At 70.3% G+C, this 20,114-nt stretch carries 17 protein-coding genes, 1 tRNA gene and 1 pseudogene; 7 read left to right on the top strand and 12 right to left on the bottom strand.

Annotated elements, in window-relative coordinates; genetic code table 11:
• Positions 1-77 precede the first annotated feature (77 nt).
• Positions 78-338: a hypothetical protein gene (locus ABZ887_RS12680; RefSeq protein WP_361286952.1), complete on the top strand. Its 261-nt coding sequence runs from the start codon at positions 78-80 to the stop codon at positions 336-338.
• 129 nt (positions 339-467) lie between these two features.
• Positions 468-3,092, top strand: coding sequence for a tetratricopeptide repeat protein (locus tag ABZ887_RS12685; protein WP_361286955.1), 2,625 nt, complete (start codon positions 468-470; stop codon positions 3,090-3,092).
• A gap of 304 nt (positions 3,093-3,396) precedes the next feature.
• Here ABZ887_RS12685 and ABZ887_RS12690 read toward each other — a convergent pair whose 3' ends face one another.
• The 5 genes from ABZ887_RS12690 to ABZ887_RS12710 all read right to left on the bottom strand — a co-directional run bounded on the left by ABZ887_RS12690 (position 3,397) and on the right by ABZ887_RS12710 (position 6,846).
• Complete coding sequence (locus tag ABZ887_RS12690) at positions 3,397-4,269, bottom strand: GNAT family N-acetyltransferase (RefSeq protein ID WP_361286958.1); 873 nt, start codon at positions 4,267-4,269, stop codon at positions 3,397-3,399.
• Positions 4,270-4,365: 96 nt separating this feature from the next.
• A complete protein-coding gene (locus tag ABZ887_RS12695; protein ID WP_361286961.1) occupies positions 4,366-4,566 on the bottom strand; it encodes a hypothetical protein in 201 nt (66 codons plus the stop codon).
• Positions 4,567-4,568: 2 nt separating this feature from the next.
• Positions 4,569-5,681: a radical SAM protein gene (locus ABZ887_RS12700; protein WP_361286964.1), complete on the bottom strand. Its 1,113-nt coding sequence runs from the start codon at positions 5,679-5,681 to the stop codon at positions 4,569-4,571.
• A 93-nt stretch (positions 5,682-5,774) separates the two neighbouring features.
• Complete coding sequence (locus ABZ887_RS12705) at positions 5,775-6,311, bottom strand: ATP-binding protein (protein ID WP_361286967.1); 537 nt, start codon at positions 6,309-6,311, stop codon at positions 5,775-5,777.
• Between the two features lies 1 nt (position 6,312).
• Positions 6,313-6,846, bottom strand: a complete 534-nt coding sequence (locus ABZ887_RS12710; protein WP_361286970.1) for a hypothetical protein — start codon at positions 6,844-6,846, stop codon at positions 6,313-6,315.
• Positions 6,847-7,189: 343 nt separating this feature from the next.
• On the opposite strand from ABZ887_RS12710, the gene ABZ887_RS12715 reads away from it, so the two are divergent.
• Positions 7,190-8,305 (top strand): helix-turn-helix transcriptional regulator, encoded by a 1,116-nt coding sequence (locus ABZ887_RS12715; protein WP_361286973.1) that lies wholly within the window; start codon positions 7,190-7,192, stop codon positions 8,303-8,305.
• Positions 8,306-8,318: 13 nt separating this feature from the next.
• Positions 8,319-8,903 (top strand): HD domain-containing protein, encoded by a 585-nt coding sequence (locus ABZ887_RS12720; RefSeq protein ID WP_361286976.1) that lies wholly within the window; start codon positions 8,319-8,321, stop codon positions 8,901-8,903.
• Between the two features lie 141 nt (positions 8,904-9,044).
• Here the strand turns inward: ABZ887_RS12720 and ABZ887_RS12725 are convergent, their stop codons facing one another.
• Entirely contained in the window at positions 9,045-9,674 is a 630-nt protein-coding gene (locus ABZ887_RS12725; RefSeq protein WP_361287347.1) for a class I SAM-dependent methyltransferase, read from the bottom strand.
• A gap of 147 nt (positions 9,675-9,821) precedes the next feature.
• Here ABZ887_RS12725 and ABZ887_RS12730 point away from each other — a divergent pair.
• A pseudogene (locus ABZ887_RS12730) lies at positions 9,822-10,605 on the top strand (IS5 family transposase).
• Positions 10,606-10,706: 101 nt separating this feature from the next.
• Here ABZ887_RS12730 and ABZ887_RS12735 read toward each other — a convergent pair.
• Positions 10,707-10,789 (bottom strand) — tRNA-Leu (locus ABZ887_RS12735).
• 413 nt (positions 10,790-11,202) lie between these two features.
• Between ABZ887_RS12735 and ABZ887_RS12740 the strand changes: the two genes are divergently transcribed.
• Positions 11,203-11,976, top strand: coding sequence for an ABC transporter ATP-binding protein (locus ABZ887_RS12740; protein ID WP_361286979.1), 774 nt, complete (start codon positions 11,203-11,205; stop codon positions 11,974-11,976).
• Positions 11,976-14,504, top strand: coding sequence for an FtsX-like permease family protein (locus tag ABZ887_RS12745; protein ID WP_361286982.1), 2,529 nt, complete (start codon positions 11,976-11,978; stop codon positions 14,502-14,504). Before ABZ887_RS12740 ends, ABZ887_RS12745 begins: the two co-directional genes overlap by 1 nt.
• 69 nt (positions 14,505-14,573) lie before the next feature.
• On the opposite strand, the gene ABZ887_RS12750 is transcribed toward ABZ887_RS12745, so the two are convergent.
• The 5 genes from ABZ887_RS12750 to ABZ887_RS12770 form a co-directional block, all read right to left on the bottom strand.
• Entirely contained in the window at positions 14,574-15,863 is a 1,290-nt protein-coding gene (locus tag ABZ887_RS12750) for a cyclopropane-fatty-acyl-phospholipid synthase family protein (RefSeq protein WP_361286985.1), read from the bottom strand.
• 253 nt (positions 15,864-16,116) lie between these two features.
• Positions 16,117-17,496: an NAD(P)/FAD-dependent oxidoreductase gene (locus tag ABZ887_RS12755; protein ID WP_089102266.1), complete on the bottom strand. Its 1,380-nt coding sequence runs from the start codon at positions 17,494-17,496 to the stop codon at positions 16,117-16,119.
• A gap of 441 nt (positions 17,497-17,937) precedes the next feature.
• Positions 17,938-18,879 carry a Ppx/GppA phosphatase family protein gene (locus tag ABZ887_RS12760; protein ID WP_361286989.1) on the bottom strand — a complete coding sequence of 314 codons (942 nt, stop codon included), beginning with the start codon at positions 18,877-18,879 and terminating at the stop codon, positions 17,938-17,940.
• Positions 18,880-19,006: 127 nt separating this feature from the next.
• On the bottom strand, positions 19,007-19,525 hold the full coding sequence (locus tag ABZ887_RS12765) for a DUF501 domain-containing protein (protein ID WP_361286992.1): 519 nt from the start codon (positions 19,523-19,525) through the stop codon (positions 19,007-19,009).
• Between the two features lie 29 nt (positions 19,526-19,554).
• The gene (locus ABZ887_RS12770; protein WP_361286995.1) at positions 19,555-20,031 is read right to left on the bottom strand and encodes a septum formation initiator family protein; all 477 of its coding nucleotides are present in this window, start codon (positions 20,029-20,031) and stop codon (positions 19,555-19,557) included.
• Between the last annotated feature and the right edge of the window lie 83 nt (positions 20,032-20,114).

Below are 20,114 nucleotides of genomic sequence, written 5' to 3' on the forward strand. Positions count from 1 at the left end.
GCAAGATCCGCCGCTAGTCTCTGCCTCACTGCCCGGGAACGCGAGAGCCGCACGACCACGGGCTCTCAGGGGGACATGTGTTGTTCGTGCACGGCGGACCGGCGACGGCCGTGGTCCGCAAACCCGACGGCGAGTCCGTCGTCCTGCTGTCCGGGGAACTGCCCGAGGTGCTGACCGACGCCTCGGTCACCGAACTCCTGGACCTGGCCGCCGCCATCCTGGACCCGGGCGAACTCGCCCTGTTCGAGGAGTGCCTGCACACCCTGCGCAGCAACGGCATGCGCGCGGGCCGCCGCATCGAGGTCGACGGCGCCGTCCTGACCGTGTACGAGGGATGAGCCCGACCGGACACGAGGCGTGAGACCGACCGGACCCGAGGGATGAGCCCGACCCCACACCAGGGATGACCCGGCGTCACCGCAACACGGCTATGTCCCTCGTGGACACGCTCGTGCTGCAATCACCGTATGGAGCGAGCCGAGGAGTTGCTGCGCTGTCATGACCCGCTCGGCGCGCTGGAGCGCTTCGACGCGGCCCTGGCCCAGGACGGGGACAACGAGGCCGCCCTCGGGGGCCGGATCCGCGCCCTGTGGGCCTTGCGGCGAACCGCGGAGGCACGGGCCGCGCTCGCCGACGCGACGGCCACCCGTCCGCGCACGCCGCCCCTCCTCCTCGCGGAGGGCACGCTGGCCCTCGGCCTCCCGGAGGCAGCCGTCGACAAGGGCGTCCACGCGAGCACCCGGGACTTCGACGACGCCGTGGCGAGGGCCGTCTTCACCGCCGTCCTCGACCTCGACCCCGCCGACGTGGTGGCCCGGCGCGGCCTGTGCACCGCGCACCGGCTGGCGGACCGTCCGGCCGAGGCCCGCGCGGTCCTCGAAGCCGCGCCGTCCGCCGGCGCCTCCCCGTATCCGGCGGCCCCCGGACTGCTGGTGGAGCACGCCCTGCTGGCTTTCGACGCCTGGGAGCTGGAGGCCGCTCTGGACGCGGTGAACCTCGCCCTGCGGATCCGGCCCGACGACGTCGAGGCGACCCTGCTCAAGGTCTGCCTCCTGCAGCAGGACGAGCGGCTGGGGGAGTCCAGGGCACTCGCCGGCGAGCTGCGGCGGCGCACGGTGGGTCCGTGCCCCGCACTGGACGTCGTGGAGGGCTGGCTGGCGTACGACGCCTGGTCCGAACTGGCGGCCTTCCAGGTGCCGGACCCCGACGATACGACCCCCTCCGCCCTTCTCGCCGAAGCCCAGGGCCACTTCCGGCGGGCACTGGAGACGCTGCCCGATCTCCCGGAGGCTCTCAACGGCCTGTTGCACCTGGCCGGGTTCGGTGGACTTCCGGAGCCGGAGCTCCCTCAGGACGCGACGGCATGGCCGTCGCTGTTGGTCACCCGGGCCTGGATCCGGCTGCGGCGCAACGAGACGGAGGCGGCCCTGGCCGACTTCCGGCTGGTGCACTCGCTGGTGCCGCACTGGCCGAACGTGGCCCACGGCCTGGTCTCCTGTCTCCGGACGATGGGCCGCAGACGAGAAGCGCGCGGCGTCGCCGAACCGAGCTGCGAGCGGTACCCGCACTACCCCTGGGTGCGCGTCGAGCTCGGGTTCCTGGAACTCGACGACGGACGCCACGAGCGGGCTGCCCAGCTCTTCGCGGAGGCCGGCCACCATGACAGGTTCGGCCTGGTCGCGGCGTTACGGCAGCTCGAATGCGCGGACACGGCCGAGGCACTGGCGCTCGCCCGGCTGGAACGCTGGCCGCGCAACGAGTATCTGCTCTCCGAGTACGCGGCGTGCGCGTACGACCAGGGTCATGTCGAGGAAGCGCTCACCCGCTACCGGAACGTGCTGTCCGTCGCCCCGCACAACGAGGACGCGCTGGAGAAGACGAAGCAGCAGGAGCGGCTGCTGAAGCGCCGCTTCGGGCGCCTGCGCCCGCCGCGTCCCGGGCAGCAGGAGAACTCGTCCGACGACGCCGAAAGGGCGGCACTCATCTCCGACCTGCTTCCCGGCGACACCCCGCCGCGTCTGGCCGCCCGCCTGCGCGCGCTGGGCCGCCGTCAGGCCGCGATCACCAACTGGAACGGCCGGCTGGACGAGGCCGCGAACAACGTGGCCCTGGTCCTGGCCGGGATCGTGCTGGGCACGTGGTGGCTGCTGCTGGGCCCGCTGGGCAGCCCGCCCACCTGGGTGACCGCCCTGGTGCTCGTCGGGGTCCAGGGCCTGTCCCTGACCGTCGGGACGGTGCTCCTTCTCCGGGTGGGGCAGACGGCACTCCCGACGCTCCTGATCTGGACCGCCCTGGCGACCGGGGGTCTGACCGCGGCGCTGTGGAGCGGGCACGGGCATCCGGCCGCGGTCTTCCTCGTCCCGGCCATGGGGGTCCTCTCCTCCGCGCTGATCTGGTGGCTGGTCCTCGGAACCTACGCGCTGGCGGCCCTGCCGGCGAAGATCGCCCTGGCGCGGCTCCGCTCCCGTGACCGGTTCACGTACCTCGTCGCCGACCTGATCGACCTGCTCGCGTTCCTGGAGTACGAGCCGGCCCTGCGCGAGTCGGCCGTCCGGCGCCAGGGCCTCGACCTGCTGGAGCAGATAGCCCGCGGCCAGGAACACGTACTCGTCGAACCGCTGGGCCCCCAGGGCCGCCGCTCCACCATCGAGGAGTCCATCGGCCGTGCCTTCCGCCACCACGTCTCCGGGATAGCCTCGGCCACCCGCGATCTGAAGCGCTCCGTCCTCAGCCCGGGCCCCGACACCTGGCGGACACTGCACGCGCTGCTGGCCGAGGTCCTCTGTCACACCGTCCACGCCCGCTGGGACAGGCTCCCGCACCGCCAGCCCGACCCGGCCGGCCGGGTGTTGCGGGTCAGGCTCCTCGGTGCCGTACGCAATCTCCTCGTGCTTCTCATCCCGCCCGCGCTCGTGCTCACCCTCCAGGGCACCGGCGTCCTGCCGGCCAGCATCCCGACGGAGCTTCAGATCGCCGCGTACATAGGCTGGCCCGCGGTCGTCGCCCTCCTCTGGCTCGACCCGACGCTGGCCAAGAAGATCGACCTCCTGAAGACCTCGACGGACACCCTGCGCAACAGCATCTCCAAGTGAGAGCCGGACAGCCGCGGAGGCGGAAGTGAAGGCGAAGGCCGACGGGGTCGATGGCGGCCCGCACACACCGTGACAGGTACGGGAAGTGCCCGGAAACGGACTTGAACCGTCTCCGACACCCCCTCTGACCTGCGGCGATGCTCTGATCTCGCCGATCGCTCCCGGATCTTCCCGGATCCGCCCGCCTTCCCCCACCTGCGTGTTCCCGTGGGAACACGCCCGGGAACACTGGCCGAAAGGCTCCGGTCACGCCGGGGCGCTCGCCTCATCTGCCCTCAGCCCCAAGGGAACCGGAGCGGCTGTTTCAGGCACCTGCCTGGTTGACGAAGCCGAGGGATGTCAGGCCCTCAGCCGCGCACAGCCGGTCGGAGGCGCCGCCCACCTCGGTCTGGAGCAACTGGTACGCGGCACCGTGCTGGTGCCCCCAGAACATCGCTGAGCGCCACAGGGCGCGGCCGTAGCCGAGGCCGCGGTACTCCGGGCGGACGCCGAAGTACTGGGGCAGCAACCGCGCGCGCCCGGCGGCGTCGCTCAACGTCTCCATGGGACCGATGGCGCCCGCGACCGTGGCCCCGTCGAGGACAGTGAGGACGGGGCCCACGGTCCCCTCCTGCATCCGGCCGTAGAGGAACGCGAAGCCGTCGCCGGCCATGAGGTCGGCGAAGACCGCGAACCGCTCGGGCTCGGGGAGCTGCTTGTAGTCCAGCACCCGCACGCCCGGGGCCTCACCGGGGCCGTCGGCGAAGTCCTTGAGCTGGACGCGGGTCCCGACGCCGCGCGGGTACTCCTCGGGTTGGTCCGGGCCGAGGAACCAGGCGACCTTGGCCCGGCCTGCGCCATGGGCGGCGGCGAGCTTGCGCGCCAGGTCCGCGCCGGCCGTCAGGCTGCCGGGCACGTTCCCGTAGACGTGGACCTTCACGGTGCGTGGGCCACGTTCGTTGAGCGTGGGGATCAGGGTCTGGTGCCGGTCGTGCTCGATGGCGTCCGCCAAGACGCGCTCGGCCTTGTGGTCGAACCACCGGGCGTCCTTGTCGTGCGGGAGGAAGCGGTCGGTGGCCGCGTTCTCGACGACGGCCTCGAAGAGGTCGTGCAGCGGGTCTTCCCTGCGGACGGGGCCGAGGGTGGGCACGTACGGGACGGTCATCACGGGCTCAAGCCAGCCCCAGTGAAAGCGCATGCCCGCACGCTACTCACCCTGCACTCGTGCCGCAGGCCCCCGGCGAAGCACGCCAGGGGCCTGCTGCATCACCTTGGTGCCCGAGCGCCGGTCACCCTAGTGCGGGTTGTCGTCGCCGGCCGCGCACGAGCACTTCGCGCTGTCCATCACCGTGTCCATGTCGGCCACGCTGGTGACCGCCGTCACCGGCGGGGTCGGCTCCAGGACCGGCCTCGTCAGGTACGGCAGGTCGCCCGGGTTGGGCCCGTCGGTCGGCAGTGGACGCCTCGGCGAGATCTCGACTGCTACTGCGGTCATCTTCACCCTTTCTGTTCTCCGTGCTGGCAGTAAGCCGCCAGCGGGGCCTTCGCCTCCTGGTAGTGCTTGGCCAGGGGCCTGCACACGCGGCAGGTACCGGCGATGGTGCAACCCGAGCACCCGCCGGTCCGAAGCATCAGGCGGTCGGCGATCGCACCCAGCCGGGCAAGGCCCTCGATCCCCTCGTGGGGGAGGCTGATCTGGTCGTCGCGACCGATCTTGCAGATGGACACCTGGCCGTGCGGGTCCAGGCGGAAGAAGGTGTGGCCCGCGTTGCAGCCGGTGAAGGTCTTCCGCAGCCGCAGGTGCTCCTTGGACTGCGCGGTGAGGACCTCACCGCCGCCGTAGATCGTCGGCGTCATGTTCGTGAAGACCTCGTACTCGACGCCCCACGACTCACACAGGTCGACCATCGCCTGTTCCTCGGCAGCGTTGTCCTCGGTCACGACGATGCTCATGCGCAGCGGCAGGCGGGCGTGGCGGGCGGCGTTCATGCCCTGGACGAACTGGTCCCAGGCGCCCTCGCGCTGCGTCAGGCCGTCGTAGCTGGCCTTCATCGCGCCGTACATGGACACCGTGACCCGGTACGGCGGGCATCCCCTGAAGAGGCGGAGCAGGTTCTCACGCCACAGCAGCGAGCCGTTCGTGGAGACTGTGATCATCATGCCGAGGTTCCAGGCGTACCGGTACGCGCGCATGAAGTCGCCGATGGTCGGCTCTCCGCCGGTGACCTGGAGGAAGAGGACGCCGGCCTCGGCCATGATGTCGAGGCAGCGCTGCTTGTCCTCCCAGGGCATCCCCGAGTTCATCTTCAGCCCGAGGTAGCAGTGCTTGCAGGCGTAGTTGCAGCCGAGGTTGACCTCCCAGCTGGCCTTGCCGTAGCCCCAGCTCGACGGCTGGCGGACGAGGAGGAACTCGCCGAGGAACTGGTCCTTCACGTTCAGGTCGGGCCACTGGGAGGCGACGGCTTCGACGAGCCAGGGAGGCGCCCACTCGGAGGGGTCGAGGGCGCGCAGTTCGTCGTATCGGGCTTCAGGCAGGAGGGCGCCGCCACGGCTGCCGGGCCGTACGAGGACGTGTTGTTCCAGGAACGGGGAGGCGATCAGCTGATGCATGGAGACTCCAGGGAGATGGGCCGCCCCGGCCGAGAGGGAGACCTCTGCATGGTCGGTTGGCCATGGCCGGGGCGGGGTTCGGAGGGCGGCGCGTCAGCACCGCGCAGCCACGCCGCTGATGACAGCAGCGGCGACGGCGACCAGTATCAGGACGTAGACGAGCTGAGCGAGGGGCCTGCTGTTCATCGGGTCGCGGTCAACCGGTAGTTCCAGGACCTGCGGCTTCTCCAGGTCGGCCCAGACCTTCTTGCCCCAGTTCAGCGGTTCGGTTCCCCACTGCGCCGAGACGGCTTCGACGATGGCCAGGCCCCTGCCGTGGGCCTCGTCGGCCCTGGCGTCGACCGACTGCGGGAGGTCGCAGCTGTGGTCGATGACCACAACCCGTGCCCGGTCGTCGTCCAGGCGGACCACGGTCACGCGGAATGAGGCACGGCGTGCGTGCATCACCGCGTTGGAGGCGAGTTCAGAGACGACCAGCTCGGCTGTATCGGCGAGTTCGGGCATCTTCCAGTCGAGCAGCGCCGCGTGGACGAACTGGCGGGCCTCGCCGACCGATACCGCGTCGCGCAGGAACGACCTCGTGAAGACGGGCGTGCCATCCTCGGCGAAGGTCTGGTCATCCGTCAGCACGTCAGCCACCGGCTCTCGTCGTGACGCTGGCGGCTTGTGCGAGGCCGTGCGCGGTCAGCCGCGCAACCAGGCTGAGGAGGCAGAACGCGCCCACGCCGCGTGGCGGGACGGGCCAGTACGACTCTTCGCAGTCGTAGTCGGTCTGCCAGACAGGGGGCACGGCGAGGGCGGTGTCCGCTGCCACGCAGTGAGCCCCGGGGCCGGTCCAGTAGTTGGGGGCATCGGCGGCCACGAGCGCGTAGTAGCGCCCGAGTCTGCGGCTCGCGAAGACGGGGCCGCCGTCCAGGGCCGTGGAGAGGAACCAGTCGACCTCGCCCGGGATCGAGGTGCCGGCCGCAGCGTGCACGAGTTTCCGGGACATCCGGACGGCGGAGAACAGCCCACCGCACCGCAGAAACGTGACGTCTCCCGATTCCCACTCCCACCGGCCGATCCCGGGATGCGGCGACGCGGTCAGCAGCCAGGCCTCCACGCTGAGTTCGCCACCTCGCGGAAGCGCTGCCCCCGTCGTGAACCAGGGGCTGGTGCGGCTCACCGGACGCCCTTCCCGAAGTGCTTCAGGCTGGGCGGGGCGATCGGGTAGGGCGTAACGCCGGATGCCGGGAGTTCGAGGTCGGGGTCGACGAGCGGCCGACGCGCGGGGCAGGCATCCGGCCTCGGCGTACTGTCCGGGTTCTCCCCCGAGCTGTCGACCCGAGGCACACAGAGGCGGGCTACGGGCACCGAAGGTGGGGAAAGACGCAGTTTGGAGCCCATGGCTGAATGCCTCCCTCTAGGCTCGTTCAGGGATGACATCGACGGTATGTAGTCGGGTCAGGTCCTTGAAGTGACTGTGAGTACAGGTGTCTTACGGTCAAGGCACCAGGAAGAGGGCCACCATGCGGGCAAGTCCTCAGCGAACCCTTACCGGCAGTCAGGGTTCGGCTTCCCGTGGCAGAAACGGCCTGATCAGCGGCTACATCCTCCGGGTGATCCGGGAGCAACTCGGCTACACGCAGGAGGAGACGGCCGGACAGCTTCGCGTGAGCCCCGACACGATCGCCGGGTGGGAGACCGGACGCCGGCCGCTGACGTCCGTCCCCGTCGGGCAGATGCTCGTGATCCGCTCCCGCGTCATGCAGTTGCACACCCCGCCTGCCCTCCTCCAGGCCCTGGAGCGGGGTCTGGAGGCGGACGTCCTCCTTGCGACCGTCTTGGACGACGAGGTCCCGATCGAGGAGAACCCTCTCGGTGTCGTCGTCATGCAGCGTGAACTGGCCGAGGTGCTCGCCTGGCCGCTCAACCAGGTTCCGCCGCGCCCGATCCGGTCTCTCCCCACTCCACCCCGACCGCGGCGCGGACCGGCGCCGTCCGGCCCGGAGCTGACCGCCACCGAGCGGGCCCGGTTCTTCGGACACATGCGGCGCACCGCCGAGCAGGCCCGCGGCCCCGAGCAGTTCCTCCTCCGCCGCCAGGCCCTCTACCTGTCGGGGTACGACACCCCGTCGGACAACGCCGAGTGGCTCGCCTACCAGCAGCGTACCGAGCGTCCGGGCGACTGGCTGACGTCCTGGCTCAACGCCCGGTCAGTCGCAGCCGTCGCCGCCCGGCACGGCGACCGGGACCGCATGTCCCACTTCATCGACAGCGCGCTCCTGGACGACGACGCCGGCGAGGCCGCGAACCTCGCGTACTGGGCCTACTGGGTCGGCGAGATGACCACCCCGCAGCTCTCGGACGACTTCATCGCCGACCGCTCCTCCGAGCCGTGGTCAGGTGACCGTCTCCTCGCCCACCTCGTCGACGGCCTGGCCCCGCAGCACGGCTACGTGGACCTCAACATCCACAGCGTGTGGGCGCTCCTCCAGGTCCGGCCCAACCTGCTGCGATCAGGAGCCGCCGGATCCGCCCTTCGCGAACGCCTTCCGATCATGTTGGATAGCCGGGAACTCTCGGCGCGCGGGCGACGGGAGTTGGACAGCATCCGCTACGCGATCCGCCTCGCTGAGGCGTGAGAGGAGCCCCACGGTGGCTGACGACCTGACTCCGGTGGCGCGATTCGCCTACGAGGCCGGAACGCTGAAGGCGACGAAGCGCACCGGGTGGTGGATGGCCGGCGTCAAGGACCCCGAGACCGTCGCCGAACACTCCTGGCGGGTGGCGCTGCTCGCCTCCGTCATCGCCAAGCTCGAAGGCGCCGACCCGGCGCAGGCCGCCCTCCTCGCGGTCTGGCACGACACCGGCGAGACCCGCACGGGCGACGTCAACCACCTCGGCAAGAAGTACACCGGCGGCACCGAGGCCGACCCCCGCGACATCGTCTCCGACCAGGTCTCGGGCTTCCCCGAGGAGCTGGCGCAGGCCGTCCGTGACCTGATCGGCGAGTACGAGGCGAAGGAGTCCCCCGAGGCTGTCTGCGCCCGCGACGCCGACAAGTTGGAGTGCATGATCCAGGGCATCGAGTACCGCGACCAGGGTTATGCGAACACGCAGCGCTGGATCGACAACTCCCGCGGCCGGATCGTCACCAAGAGCGGCCAGGCGCTGGCGGACGCCGTGCTCGCCACCGGGTCCCTCGACTGGTTCCGCGCGGCCCTGGGCGAGGCGCCCTGATCAGGCGTTGTAGCCCTTCTGGCTCGTGTACGTCCCCCACGTTGCCGCGACGATGCTGAAGCAGTCGCGGCACAGGGGATTGGCGTTGCTTCCGTACCGTATGCACATCTCCGAGCTTCTCCGCACTTCACCTAGACGGGCCTAGGGGAGGCGGGCCAGCAAGTGGGCGTCGAGGAAACCCCGCTCGGAGGCCGGATCGTGGAGCAGGCGGGCGAACGGGACGAGCCCGGCACCGGCCAGCTGCTCGGCGAACCGATCCACGGGCCAGCTGTAAGCGGGCGTCACCTTGTGGTCGAAGCGGACCGGCTCCGGTCCGTCGGTCACGAAGAACGAGACCAGGAGCAGGCCACCCGGCGCCAGGACACGTACCTGCTCGGTGAGCAGCGCGGGCAATTCCCCGGGTGGGGTGTGGATCATCGAGTAGTGGGCCAGCACGCCACCGAGGGCACCGTCCTCGACCGGCAAGGCCTCCATCCGTGCCTCGGCAAACCGCAACGCCGGGTGGGCCCGCCGGGCGTGGTCGACCATGCCCGGGGAGAGGTCGACCCCAAAGGCGTCCAGCCCCAGCTCGTGCAGCATGGCCGTCAGATGTCCAGGCCCGCACCCGACGTCGACCGCCCGCGGGTTCCCCGTCGCGCGCACCAGTTCGGCGAAGGTGCCGATCATGTTCCGCGAGAACGGCTGCGTCTCCAACCGATTAGCGAACAGCGACGCGTACAGCTCGACGACCCCGTCGTAGGCCACCCTGGTCTCGTCCTGGTGCTCCATCACGGGGAAGGAAGCCAGCATCTGCGCGCGTTCGCAGCTTCTCCGACTCCGCGCCGCCCACCCCTTAGAACTCCTAACAAATCTGCCCTGAAATGCGGGATTTTTCTGGTTGTTGGCCGATACACGAGGAAGGGTCAGCAGTCGCCGTGGATCGTGCCGGACGAGTTGCGGGCGCAGATCGAGCCGTTGCTGCCGGTCGTGCGGCGCCGGCCGGATCGCCCGGCCGCAAGCATCTGGATGACCGGAAGGTCCTTCCGGGATCCTGTTGGTGATCTGCACCGGCATCCCGTGGGAGTTCCTGCCCCAGGAACTGGGCTTCGGTTCGGGATGATCTGCTGGCGACGCCTGCACGGCTGGAACGACGCGGGAGTCTGGCAGCGTCTGCACGAGTCGCTGCTGGCCGAGTTGCATGCCGTCGGCGCGCCGGACCGGTCCAGGGCGGTGATCGACGGCTCCCATGTCCGGGCCATGAAGGGCGGCCCGAAACCGGACCGAGCCCTGTCGACCGTGCCCGAACAGGCTCGAAGCACCATCTGATCAACGAAGCGCACGGCATTCCGCCGGCAGTGTCACTGACAGGCGGGAACCACAATGACGTCACTCAGCTCACGCCCTTGATCGAGGCCGTCCCGCCAGTGCGGGGCCGACGTGGACGGCACCGCGGACGGCCGGACACCCTGTACGCCGACCGTGGCTACGACTACGACAAGTACCGCAGGCAGGTCCGAGCTGTCGGCATCACCCCGGCCATCGCACGGCGCGGCACCGCACACGGATCGGGGCTGGGCACACACCGGTGGGTGGTCGAGCAGAGTTCGCGCTGCTGCACCGGTTCCGCCGGTCACGCCTCCGCTGGGAGATCCGCGAAACCTTCCTCAGCCTCGCCTGCGGCATCATCTACCGGCGACGACTGAGGAACCCCTCACTTTGTTAGGAGTTCTCAGAGGCGCCGCGTTCCCATGGTGTTCCCACGACACCCATGAGTGACACCGTCAGCCGGTCATTCCCGCAGGTCAGCCGCAAAAGCAGCGAAAGTGCCCGGAACCGGACTTGAACCGGTACGCCCGCGAGGGGCAGCGAGGTTTAAGCTCGCCGTGTCTGCATTCCACCATCCGGGCAGGCCATGGGCTCCGCTACGAGGTTCCGACCCTATCGGGAGGCGTCCCCCGAACAGCGGACGGACGACCCGATGTTGTCTTATTTTATTGACGTCTGAGGGAGCATCAGCCCCCGGAACGAGCCATCCGCACTTGCCAATAGCGTTACGCGCGGTGGGTGACCGCGTACGCGGAATGACGGAATTTCACCGTCCGAACAAGGGGGCTCCACCCGTTCTCGACGATCGGGAGTCTGTGATTCCGGATCGCCGGCCTCGGGGTCGGCCGTCATCCCCAGGTATGACTCGCCGCCCCCGCGGTCCGACCCCAGTCGGCCCCCGGAACCAGAACTGCGGCTGACTACACGGGCCGGTTCGGCCGAGACGATGGTGCGGTCCCCATGAACGCCGTCGTCCCGACAGGAGCGCCCTTCCGTGTCCACCACACCAATCGCCGACCGGCGGACCACTTCCGTGGCCGCACGTGCCACGGACCTCTCGAAGATCTACGGCCAGGGCGAGACCCAGGTGGTCGCCCTGGACCGGGTCACCGTCGAGTTCCGGCAGGCCGAGTTCACCGCGATCATGGGGCCGTCCGGCTCCGGCAAGTCCACGCTGATGCACTGCGTGGCCGGCCTCGACACCTTCTCCTCCGGTTCCGTGCGGATCGGCGACACCGAGCTGGGCTCCCTGAAGGACAAGCAGCTGACCAAGCTGCGCCGGGACAAGATCGGGTTCATCTTCCAGGCGTTCAACCTGCTGCCGACGCTGACCGCACTGGAGAACATCACCCTCCCGATGGACATCGCGGGGCGGAAACCGGACAAGCAGTGGCTGGACGACGTGATCCGGATGGTCGGTCTGCGGGACCGGCTCGGCCACCGCCCCTCGCAGCTCTCCGGCGGCCAGCAGCAGCGCGTCGCCGTGGCCCGCGCCCTCGCCTCCCGGCCGGAGATCATCTTCGGTGACGAGCCGACCGGAAACCTCGACTCCCGCTCCGGCGCCGAGGTGCTGGGCTTCCTGCGCAACTCGGTGCGGGAGCTCGGCCAGACCGTCGTCATGGTCACCCACGACCCGGTGGCGGCCTCGTACGCGGACCGCGTCGTCTTCCTCGCCGACGGCCGGATCGTCGACGAGATGTACCGGCCGACGGCCGAGGGCGTCCTCGACTTCATGAAGCAGTTCGACGCGAAGGGCCGCACCAGCTGATGTTCCGCACCGCCCTGCGCAACGTACTCGCGCACAAGGCCCGGCTGCTGATGACCGTGCTCGCGGTCATGCTCGGCGTCGCGTTCGTCTCCGGCACCCTGGTCTTCACCAACACCATCTCGGACGCCTTCCAGAACAGCTCCGCCAAGGGCTTCAAGGGCGTCGACGTAGCCGTCACCGCCAGGAGCCAGGCGGACCGGGGCAACACCGTCGGCAAGACGCCCGACCTCACCCAGGCCCTGCTCGACAGGGCGGCGAAGGTCCCCGGGGCCGCCTCCGCCACCGGCGTCGTCTCCGGCTTCACCGCGATCGCCGACAAGGACGGCAAGCTGATAGGCGGCGGCTGGCAGTCCGAGGGCGGCAACTACTGGGGCACCAAGGACTCCCGCTACCCGCTGACCAGCGGTCACGCGCCGAGCGGCGCGAACGAGGTGCTGATCGACGCCAAGACCGCCGGACGGGCCGGCTACAAGGTCGGCGACACCGTGCGCATCTCGGTGAACGGCCCGGTCCTCACCCCCACCGTCGCCGGCATCTTCACCACCGACGACGGCAACGTCGCGGCCGGCGGCAGCCTCGCCCTGTTCGACACGGCGACCGCGCAGCAGCTGTTCGGCACGAAGGGCGCGTACGACGAGATCGACGTGACCGCGAAGTCCGGCACCGGGCAGGCCGCCCTCAAGTCCCAGCTGGACCAGGCCCTCCCGAAGAAGCTCGTGGAGACCACCACCGGCCACAAGCTCGCCGACGACCAGGCCGAGGCCATCTCCAGCAGCATGAGCGGCCTGCGCTCGGGCCTGCTGGTCTTCGCCGGCATCGCGCTGTTCGTCGGCACGTTCATCATCGCCAACACCTTCACCATGCTGGTCGCCCAGCGCACCAAGGAACTCGCGCTGCTGCGCGCGGTGGGCGCCTCCCGCCGCCAGGTCACCCGCTCGGTGCTGATCGAGGCGCTCGTGGTCGGCGCGGTGGCCGGCGTGACCGGTCTGGTCGCCGGTATCGGCATCGGCGCCGGACTGCGCTCGCTGCTGGGCTCGATCGGCGCGACCGTCCCGGACGGCCCGCTGGTCGTCACCTCCGGCACGGTCGCGGCCGCGCTCGCCGTCGGCATCGTCATCACCATGCTGGCCGCGTGGCTGCCCGGCCGCCGCGCCGCGAAGATCCCGCCGGTGGCCGCGATGAGCGCCCTGCACGCCGCCCCGACCACCAAGTCGCTGGTGCTGCGCAACACGATCGGCGCCCTGTTCTCCGCGGCGGGCGTGGTGGTGATCCTGGCGGCGACCACGATGAACGGCAGCGACGGCCAGGCCCCGATGGGCTTCGGCGCGGTCCTGCTCATCATCGGCGTCTTCGTCCTGACCCCGCTCCTGTCCCGTCCGCTGATCGCGGCCGCGGCCCCGCTGCTGCGCGGGTTCGGCGTCTCCGGCAAGCTCGCCCGCCAGAACTCGGTGCGCAACCCGCGCCGTACCGCCGCCACCGCGTCCGCGCTGATGATCGGCCTGACCCTGATCACCGGCATGACGGTGATGGCGGGCAGCCTGCAGAAGTCCATCGACAAGATGGCGAGCGCGGCGATCCGCGCGGACTACGTGGTCTCGATGGCCAACGGCAACGCCCTCTCCCCCGACGTGGCGAAGAAGGTCGCGGCCACCGACGGCGTCACCGCCTCCAGCCCGCTGCGCAACGCGGCCTCCCGGATCGACGGCGACACCGAGTTCCTGACCGGCGTCGACGGCTCGGCGATCGGGAAGCTGACCGACCTCACGGTGGACAGCGGCACCTTCAGGGTCGGCGGCCCCGACGTCGTCGTGGACGACGACACGGCCAAGTCGCACGGCTGGAAGGCCGGTTCCGCCTTCACCGTGCACTACGAGGACGGGAAGGCACAGCGGCTGACGGTCGCCGCGGTCTACGAGGGCAACCAGCTCATCCGCGGGATCATGCTCGACAACGCCGTCCTCACCCCGCACGTGACCGACCCCGCCGACATGCAGGTCATGGTCAGGACGGCGGACGGCGCGTCGAGCGCGACCAAGGACAGGCTGGAGAAGGCCCTCGGCTCCAACCCGGCGATCAAGGTCCAGGACAAGCAGGACCTGTCGAACTCCATCGCACAGGCGTTCACGCTGATCCTCAACATGGTCTACGGCCTGCTCGCGATGGCGGTGATCGTCGCGGTCCTCGGGGTCATCAACACCCTGGCCATGTCGGTGTTCGAACGCTCCCAGGAGATCGGCATGCTCCGCGCGATCGGCCTGGACCGCAAGGCGGTCAAGCGGATGGTCCGCCTGGAGTCCCTGGTCATCTCCCTCTTCGGCGGGGTGCTGGGCATCGGCCTGGGCGTGTTCTTCGGCTGGGCGGCCGGTCAGCTGGTCGGCTCGCGGATGCCGACGTACGAACTGGTGCTGCCCTGGACCAGGATGGCGGTCTTCCTCCTCCTGGCCGCCACGGTCGGCGTCCTGGCGGCCCTGTGGCCGGCCCGCCGCGCGGCGAAGCTGAACGTGCTGGCGGCGATCAAGTCCGAGTAGCGGGCGGCGAACGGCAGCAGGTACGGCGAAGGGGCCCCACGCGCGCTGTGGGGCCCCTTTCGGGTGCCGTCAGCTGTTCCAGGTACGGGTGCGCAGCGGCAGCCCGGAGGCGCCCGACTCCGGGGTCCGGACGGCCAGCACCTGGTTGACGCCGATGCGGTTGTGTTCGAAGGCGAGGGCGGAGGCGGCCATGTAGAGCCGCCAGACGCGGGCCCGGCCGGGGCCGGTCAGCCGCATGGCCCGCGGCCAGTCGGCCTCCAGGTTGACCACCCACCGGCGCAGGGTGCGGGCGTAGTGCTCACGGATCGACTCCACGTCCCGCACCTCGAACCCGGCCCGCTCCAGCTGGGTGACGGTGGTGCCGATCGGGGCGAGTTCGCCGTCCGGGAAGACGTAGGCGTCGATGAACCGGTCCACGTGGTACGTCGACTCGTCCCGCTGCGGGCGGCGCGCGATCTGGTGGTTGAGCAGCCGCCCGCCGGGCTTCAGCAGCCCGTACAGGCTCTGCGCGTAGTCCAGGTACCGCTCCGCCCCCACGTGCTCGGCCATCCCGATCGACGAGACGGCGTCGTACGGCCCGTCCCGGACGTCCCGGTAGTCCTGGACCCTGATCTCCACCCGGTCCGTCAGACCCTCGTCCGCGACCCGTTTACGGGCGTACGCGGCCTGCTCCTGGGAGAGGGTGACCCCGACGACGCTCACGCCGTGCTCGCGGGCCGCGTGGATCGCCATGGAGCCCCAGCCGCAGCCCACGTCGAGCAGCCGCCGACCGGGGGTCAGGCCGAGCTTGGCGCAGACGAGTTCGAGCTTGTCGCGCTGGGCGGTCTCCAGCGTGCTGCCGTCCTCCCAGTAGGCGCACGAGTACACCATCGACGGCCCGAGGACGAGCTCGTAGAAGTCGTTCCCCACGTCGTAGTGGTGGCTGATGGACTGCTTGTCGCTGCGGCGGGTGTGCAGGTGGCTCCGTCTGCGCGCCTCCTCGCGGGGCGGGGCGGGCGGCACGGGCAGCCCGGCGAGCTTCAGCAGCTCGCCCACGGCGGCCCGTACGGCGGGGTCGCGCAGGGCCTGGAGGACCGTACGGCCGTCCTCCCCGCGCTCCCAGACCAGACCGGAAATCACGGCGAGGGCGCTGTAGAGGTCGCCCTCGATGTCCAGGTCGCCGGCGACCCAGGCGCGGGCCAGGCCCAGTTCGCCTGGCCTGAACAGGATGCGGCGCAGGGCGCGGCGGTTGCGCACGACGAGCGTCGGCGCGTCCGGCGGTCCGGCCTGCGATCCGTCCCAGGCCCGCAGCCGCACCGGGAGCGGGACTCCCAGTACCTGCTCGGCAACACTCCTCAGCCGCGACGCGGCGTCGGCCATGGCGCACACCTCCAAGACGTCTATCCCGGATGCCGGTTACCACGTAAACACCGTGAGGGCAGCGGCGCAGTCCCGCAAAGGAGTTACGACTGGGCAAAACCGTTGTATGCACCACGCACTACCCGGCACTGCTCCCAGTTCTACTGCCCGCCTGTTGCCGCGCTGTTGCCCCCGCGCCCGGAAACGCCGAAGGACCTCCCGCACCACGGATGGCGGGAGGTCCTTCGGACGGTTCAGCGACCGGTGACCGGGGTCAGGAGGCCTTGGCCTTCTCCTCGGCCTTCGGAGCGGCGACCGGCGCCGGCTTGGCGGCCTCGTAGAACTCCTCGCGGGGGTTCTCCATGGCACCCAGGGACACGACCTCGCGCTTGAGGAACATGCCGAGGGTCCAGTCGGCGAAGATGCGGATCTTGCGGTTCCAGGTCGGCATGGCCAGACCGTGGTAGCCGCGGTGCATGTACCAGGCCAGCCGGCCCTTGACCTTGATCTTCGTCTTGCCCAGGACGATCATCGCGACGCCCTTGTGCAGACCCAGACCGGCGACCGCGCCCTTGTTGGCGTGGCTGTACTCCTTCTGCGGGAAGCCCCGCATGCCGGAGACCACGTTGTCGCCGAGGACCTTGGCCTGACGCAGCGCGTGCTGCGCGTTCGGCGGGCACCAGGCGTTCTCCACGCCGGCCTTGCGGGCGGCGACGTCCGGCACCTGGGCGTTGTCGCCCGCGGCCCAGATGTAGTCGGTGCCCTGGACCTGGAGGGTCGGGGCGGTGTCCACGTGGCCGCGCGGGCCGAGCGGCAGGCCGAAGCGGGCCAGCGCCGGGTTCGGCTTCACACCGGCGGTCCACACGATCGTGTTGGAGTCGACCTCGAGGCCGTTCTTGAGCACGACGTGCCCGTCGACGCAGGAGTCCATTGACGTGGAGAGGTAGATCTCCACACCGCGGCTCTCCAGGTGCTCCTTGCCGTACAGGCCGAGCTTGGGGCCGACCTCGGGCAGGATCTTGTCGGCGGCGTCGACCAGGACGAAGCGCATGTCCTCGCGGGACACGTTCTTGTAGTACTTGGCCGCGTCGCGGGCCATGTCCTCGACCTCGCCGATGGTCTCCGCACCAGCGAAGCCGCCGCCGATGAAGACGAAGGTGAGCGCCTTGCGGCGGATCTCCTCGTCGGTCGTGGAGTCGGCCTTGTCCAGCTGCTCGAGGACGTGGTTGCGCAGGCCGATGGACTCCTCGATGCCCTTCATGCCGATGCCCTGCTCGGCGAGGCCGGGGATCGGGAAGGTGCGGGAGACCGCGCCGAGCGCGATCACCAGGTAGTCGAAGGGCAGCTCGTACGACTCGCCGACCAGCGGCGCGATCGTGGCGACCTTGCGGTCCTGGTCGATGGTGGTGACCCGGCCGGTGAGGACCTCCGCCTTCGGCAGGACGCGTCGCAGCGGGACGACGACGTGCCGAGGGGAGATGCTGCCGGCGGCGGCTTCGGGGAGGAAGGGCTGGTAGGTCATGTACGACCGGGGGTCGACGACCGTGACGGTCGCCTCGCCGTAGCGCATCTTCTTGAGGATGCGCCGAGCTGCGTACAGGCCTACGTACCCACCGCCTACTACGAGGATCCTGGGACGCTCCGTGGTGCTCATGGCATCGAGTATCCACCCGCCCCAGGGGGGGCGCTCGTGCGCCCCTTCACAAGCTTCCACAGGGCCCGTGCTACACTCCGCCGCTCACGTGACGCAGGTCATGGTCAACAGCGGGAACCCACTTCCGATACGACCCGTTGTCAATGCCGCGTGAGCTGCCTCTCCAGCCTTCCGGGGGCACCGTGAGGGCACCCGATGTCACCCTCGGGAGCGCCTCCCGGAACACCCCCTGGACGCCCTCCCGATCACGCGCAAGGGCCCGTTCGGCCCCCGAACGGGCCAATGGGACCCCCGGGACCCCCCACCTGCACCGAATTCCTTGTGAAGAACTTCACGAAGTTTCCCGGCGGGTTGTCGTGGCACGGCGTGTCACAGGCCGTTCGGGGCGCTCACCCGTCGATTCGCATGCTCATCCGAGGAACGATCACGCCGACCTGTGGGTCAGGCGACGGACCAGGCGATGCCGTCCAGAATGTCGTGCTCGCTCACCACGACCTCCGTCGCACCCGCCCGCTCCATGATCGACTGAAGCACGAGGGCGCCGGCCCCGATGACGTCGACCCGCCCGGGGTGCATGGAGGGGATCGCCGTCCGCTCCGCATGGGTCGACCGCAGCAGCCTCTCGGTGATCTCCCGGACCCGGGCGTAGGGGATACGGGAGTGGTGGATGGCGGCGGAGTCGTACTCCGGCAGGTCCTGGTGGATCGCGGAGAGGGTGGTGACGGAGCCGGCGAGACCGACGAGGGTGTGCGCCTCGCGCAGCGGCACGGTCTCCTCCGCGAGATCGAGGGCGCGCTCGATGTCGGCCCGCATGGCGGCGATCTCGGCCTCGGTGGGCGGGTCGCTCACGTGCCCCTCGTGCACGAGGTGCCGCTCGGTCATCCGCACGCACCCGACGTCCACGGAGCGCGCGGCCCGCACGTGCTCGTCCCCGACGACGAACTCGGTCGAGCCGCCGCCGATGTCCACCACGAGGAACGGCTTGGCGAGGTCGTCGCGCCCCGTCAGCTCCCTCGTCGCACCCGTGAAGGAGAACTCGGCCTCCTGGTCACCGCTGATGACCTCGGGCTCGACGCCGAGGATGTCGAGCACGCCGCGCACGAACTCGTCCCGGTTCTCGGCGTCACGGGACGCGGACGTGGCCACGAACCGCAGCCGCTCCGCCCCGTACTCCTTGATGACCGCGGCGTACTCCCGGCAGGCCGCGAAGGTCCGCGCCAGCGCCTCCGGCGCGAGCCGCCCGGTCCGGTCGACCCCCTGCCCGAGCCGCACGATCACCATCCGCCGGTCCAGATCGACGAGCTCCCCGGTCTCCGGGGCGGCGTCGGCGACGAGCAGCCGGATGGAGTTGGTTCCGCAATCGATGGCGGCGACGCGGGTCATGACGGTGGGTTCCTTGTCTGTTCGTGACGACTCAAGTCGAGGCGGCGCCTGTTCAACTGACCGAGTCGGGTGGTGGGTGGGCGAAGGCCCGGGGGGGTCCAGGGGGCGGAGCCCCCTGGGCGGGGCGTCACTCGCCGGTGCCTACACACGCCCCCTTGGCCCACCACTCCGGCAGCATGGCGATCGCCTCGTCGCCGAGCGGGTTGACGCCCGGCCCCGCCGCCAGCGAGTGGGCCACCAGGACGTGCAGGCACTTCACCCGGTCCGGCATCCCCCCGGCGCTCGGAAAGCCCGTCAGCTCCTCGATCTCGTCCCGGCGCCGGATGTAGTCCTCGTGCGCGGCCCGGTACGCCGCCGCCAGCTCGGGATCGCTCTCCAGCCGCGCCGTCATCTCCTTCATCACGCCGTTGGCCTCGAGGGTGCCGATAGCGGACGCGGCCTTGGGGCACGTCAGGTAGTACAGCGTGGGGAAGGGGGTCCCGTCCGGCAGCCGGGGCGCCGTCTCCACGACGTCCGGCTGCCCGCACGGGCACCGGTGCGCGATCGCCCGCAGTCCGCGCGGCGGCCGCCCGAGCTGCTGCTTGAAGGCCTCGACGTCCGCGTCGGTCGGCTCGGTACGCGGGGTGGAGGGAGGAGCCGTTTCCATGACTGTGTTCTGTGTGGCTTTCTGTCGGTTCACTGGTCGGACGCGTCGGACTTGTCGACGCCGTCCCAGACGTTCGCGTACCAGGGCCGGTCGGCAGCTCCCAGGTTGAAGTGCGCCTGCTTGGCGGCACCGGGGTCGATCACGACGAACCCGGTCTCCCCCGGCATCACGTAGTGCAGCCGCTGCCGGATCTGCTGCTCGGCGTACGCGTCGTCCTGCCACCGTGCCTTGAGGTCCCGCAGCTGCTCGACCCGCTGCCGGGCCTGCTGCTGCTGACGTTCGAGATCGGAGATCTCGGCGCGCTGGGAGACGTACTGCCGCATCGGATAGGCGAGCGCGACGATCATCGTGCAGAGCACGATCGCCAGCAGCGCCGCGCGGCCGGTGAGCCGGGAGCGGCGGGCCTGACGCCTGGTCTGGGAGCGGTAAACCCGGGCCGCCGTCTGCTCGCCGAGCAGCCTGAGCCTGGTCGCGGTGGAGAACCGGTCCCGGTCCTTCACGGCCATGTCCCCGCCTCCCTGGGTCGACCCTGGTACGTGCGTACGTCCCCGGACACGGTACGGGACCGGGTACGGGGACGTACGTACGA

The sequence above is a fragment of the Streptomyces sp. NPDC047061 genome (assembly GCF_040643955.1).
GTDB lineage: Bacteria > Actinomycetota > Actinomycetes > Streptomycetales > Streptomycetaceae > Streptomyces.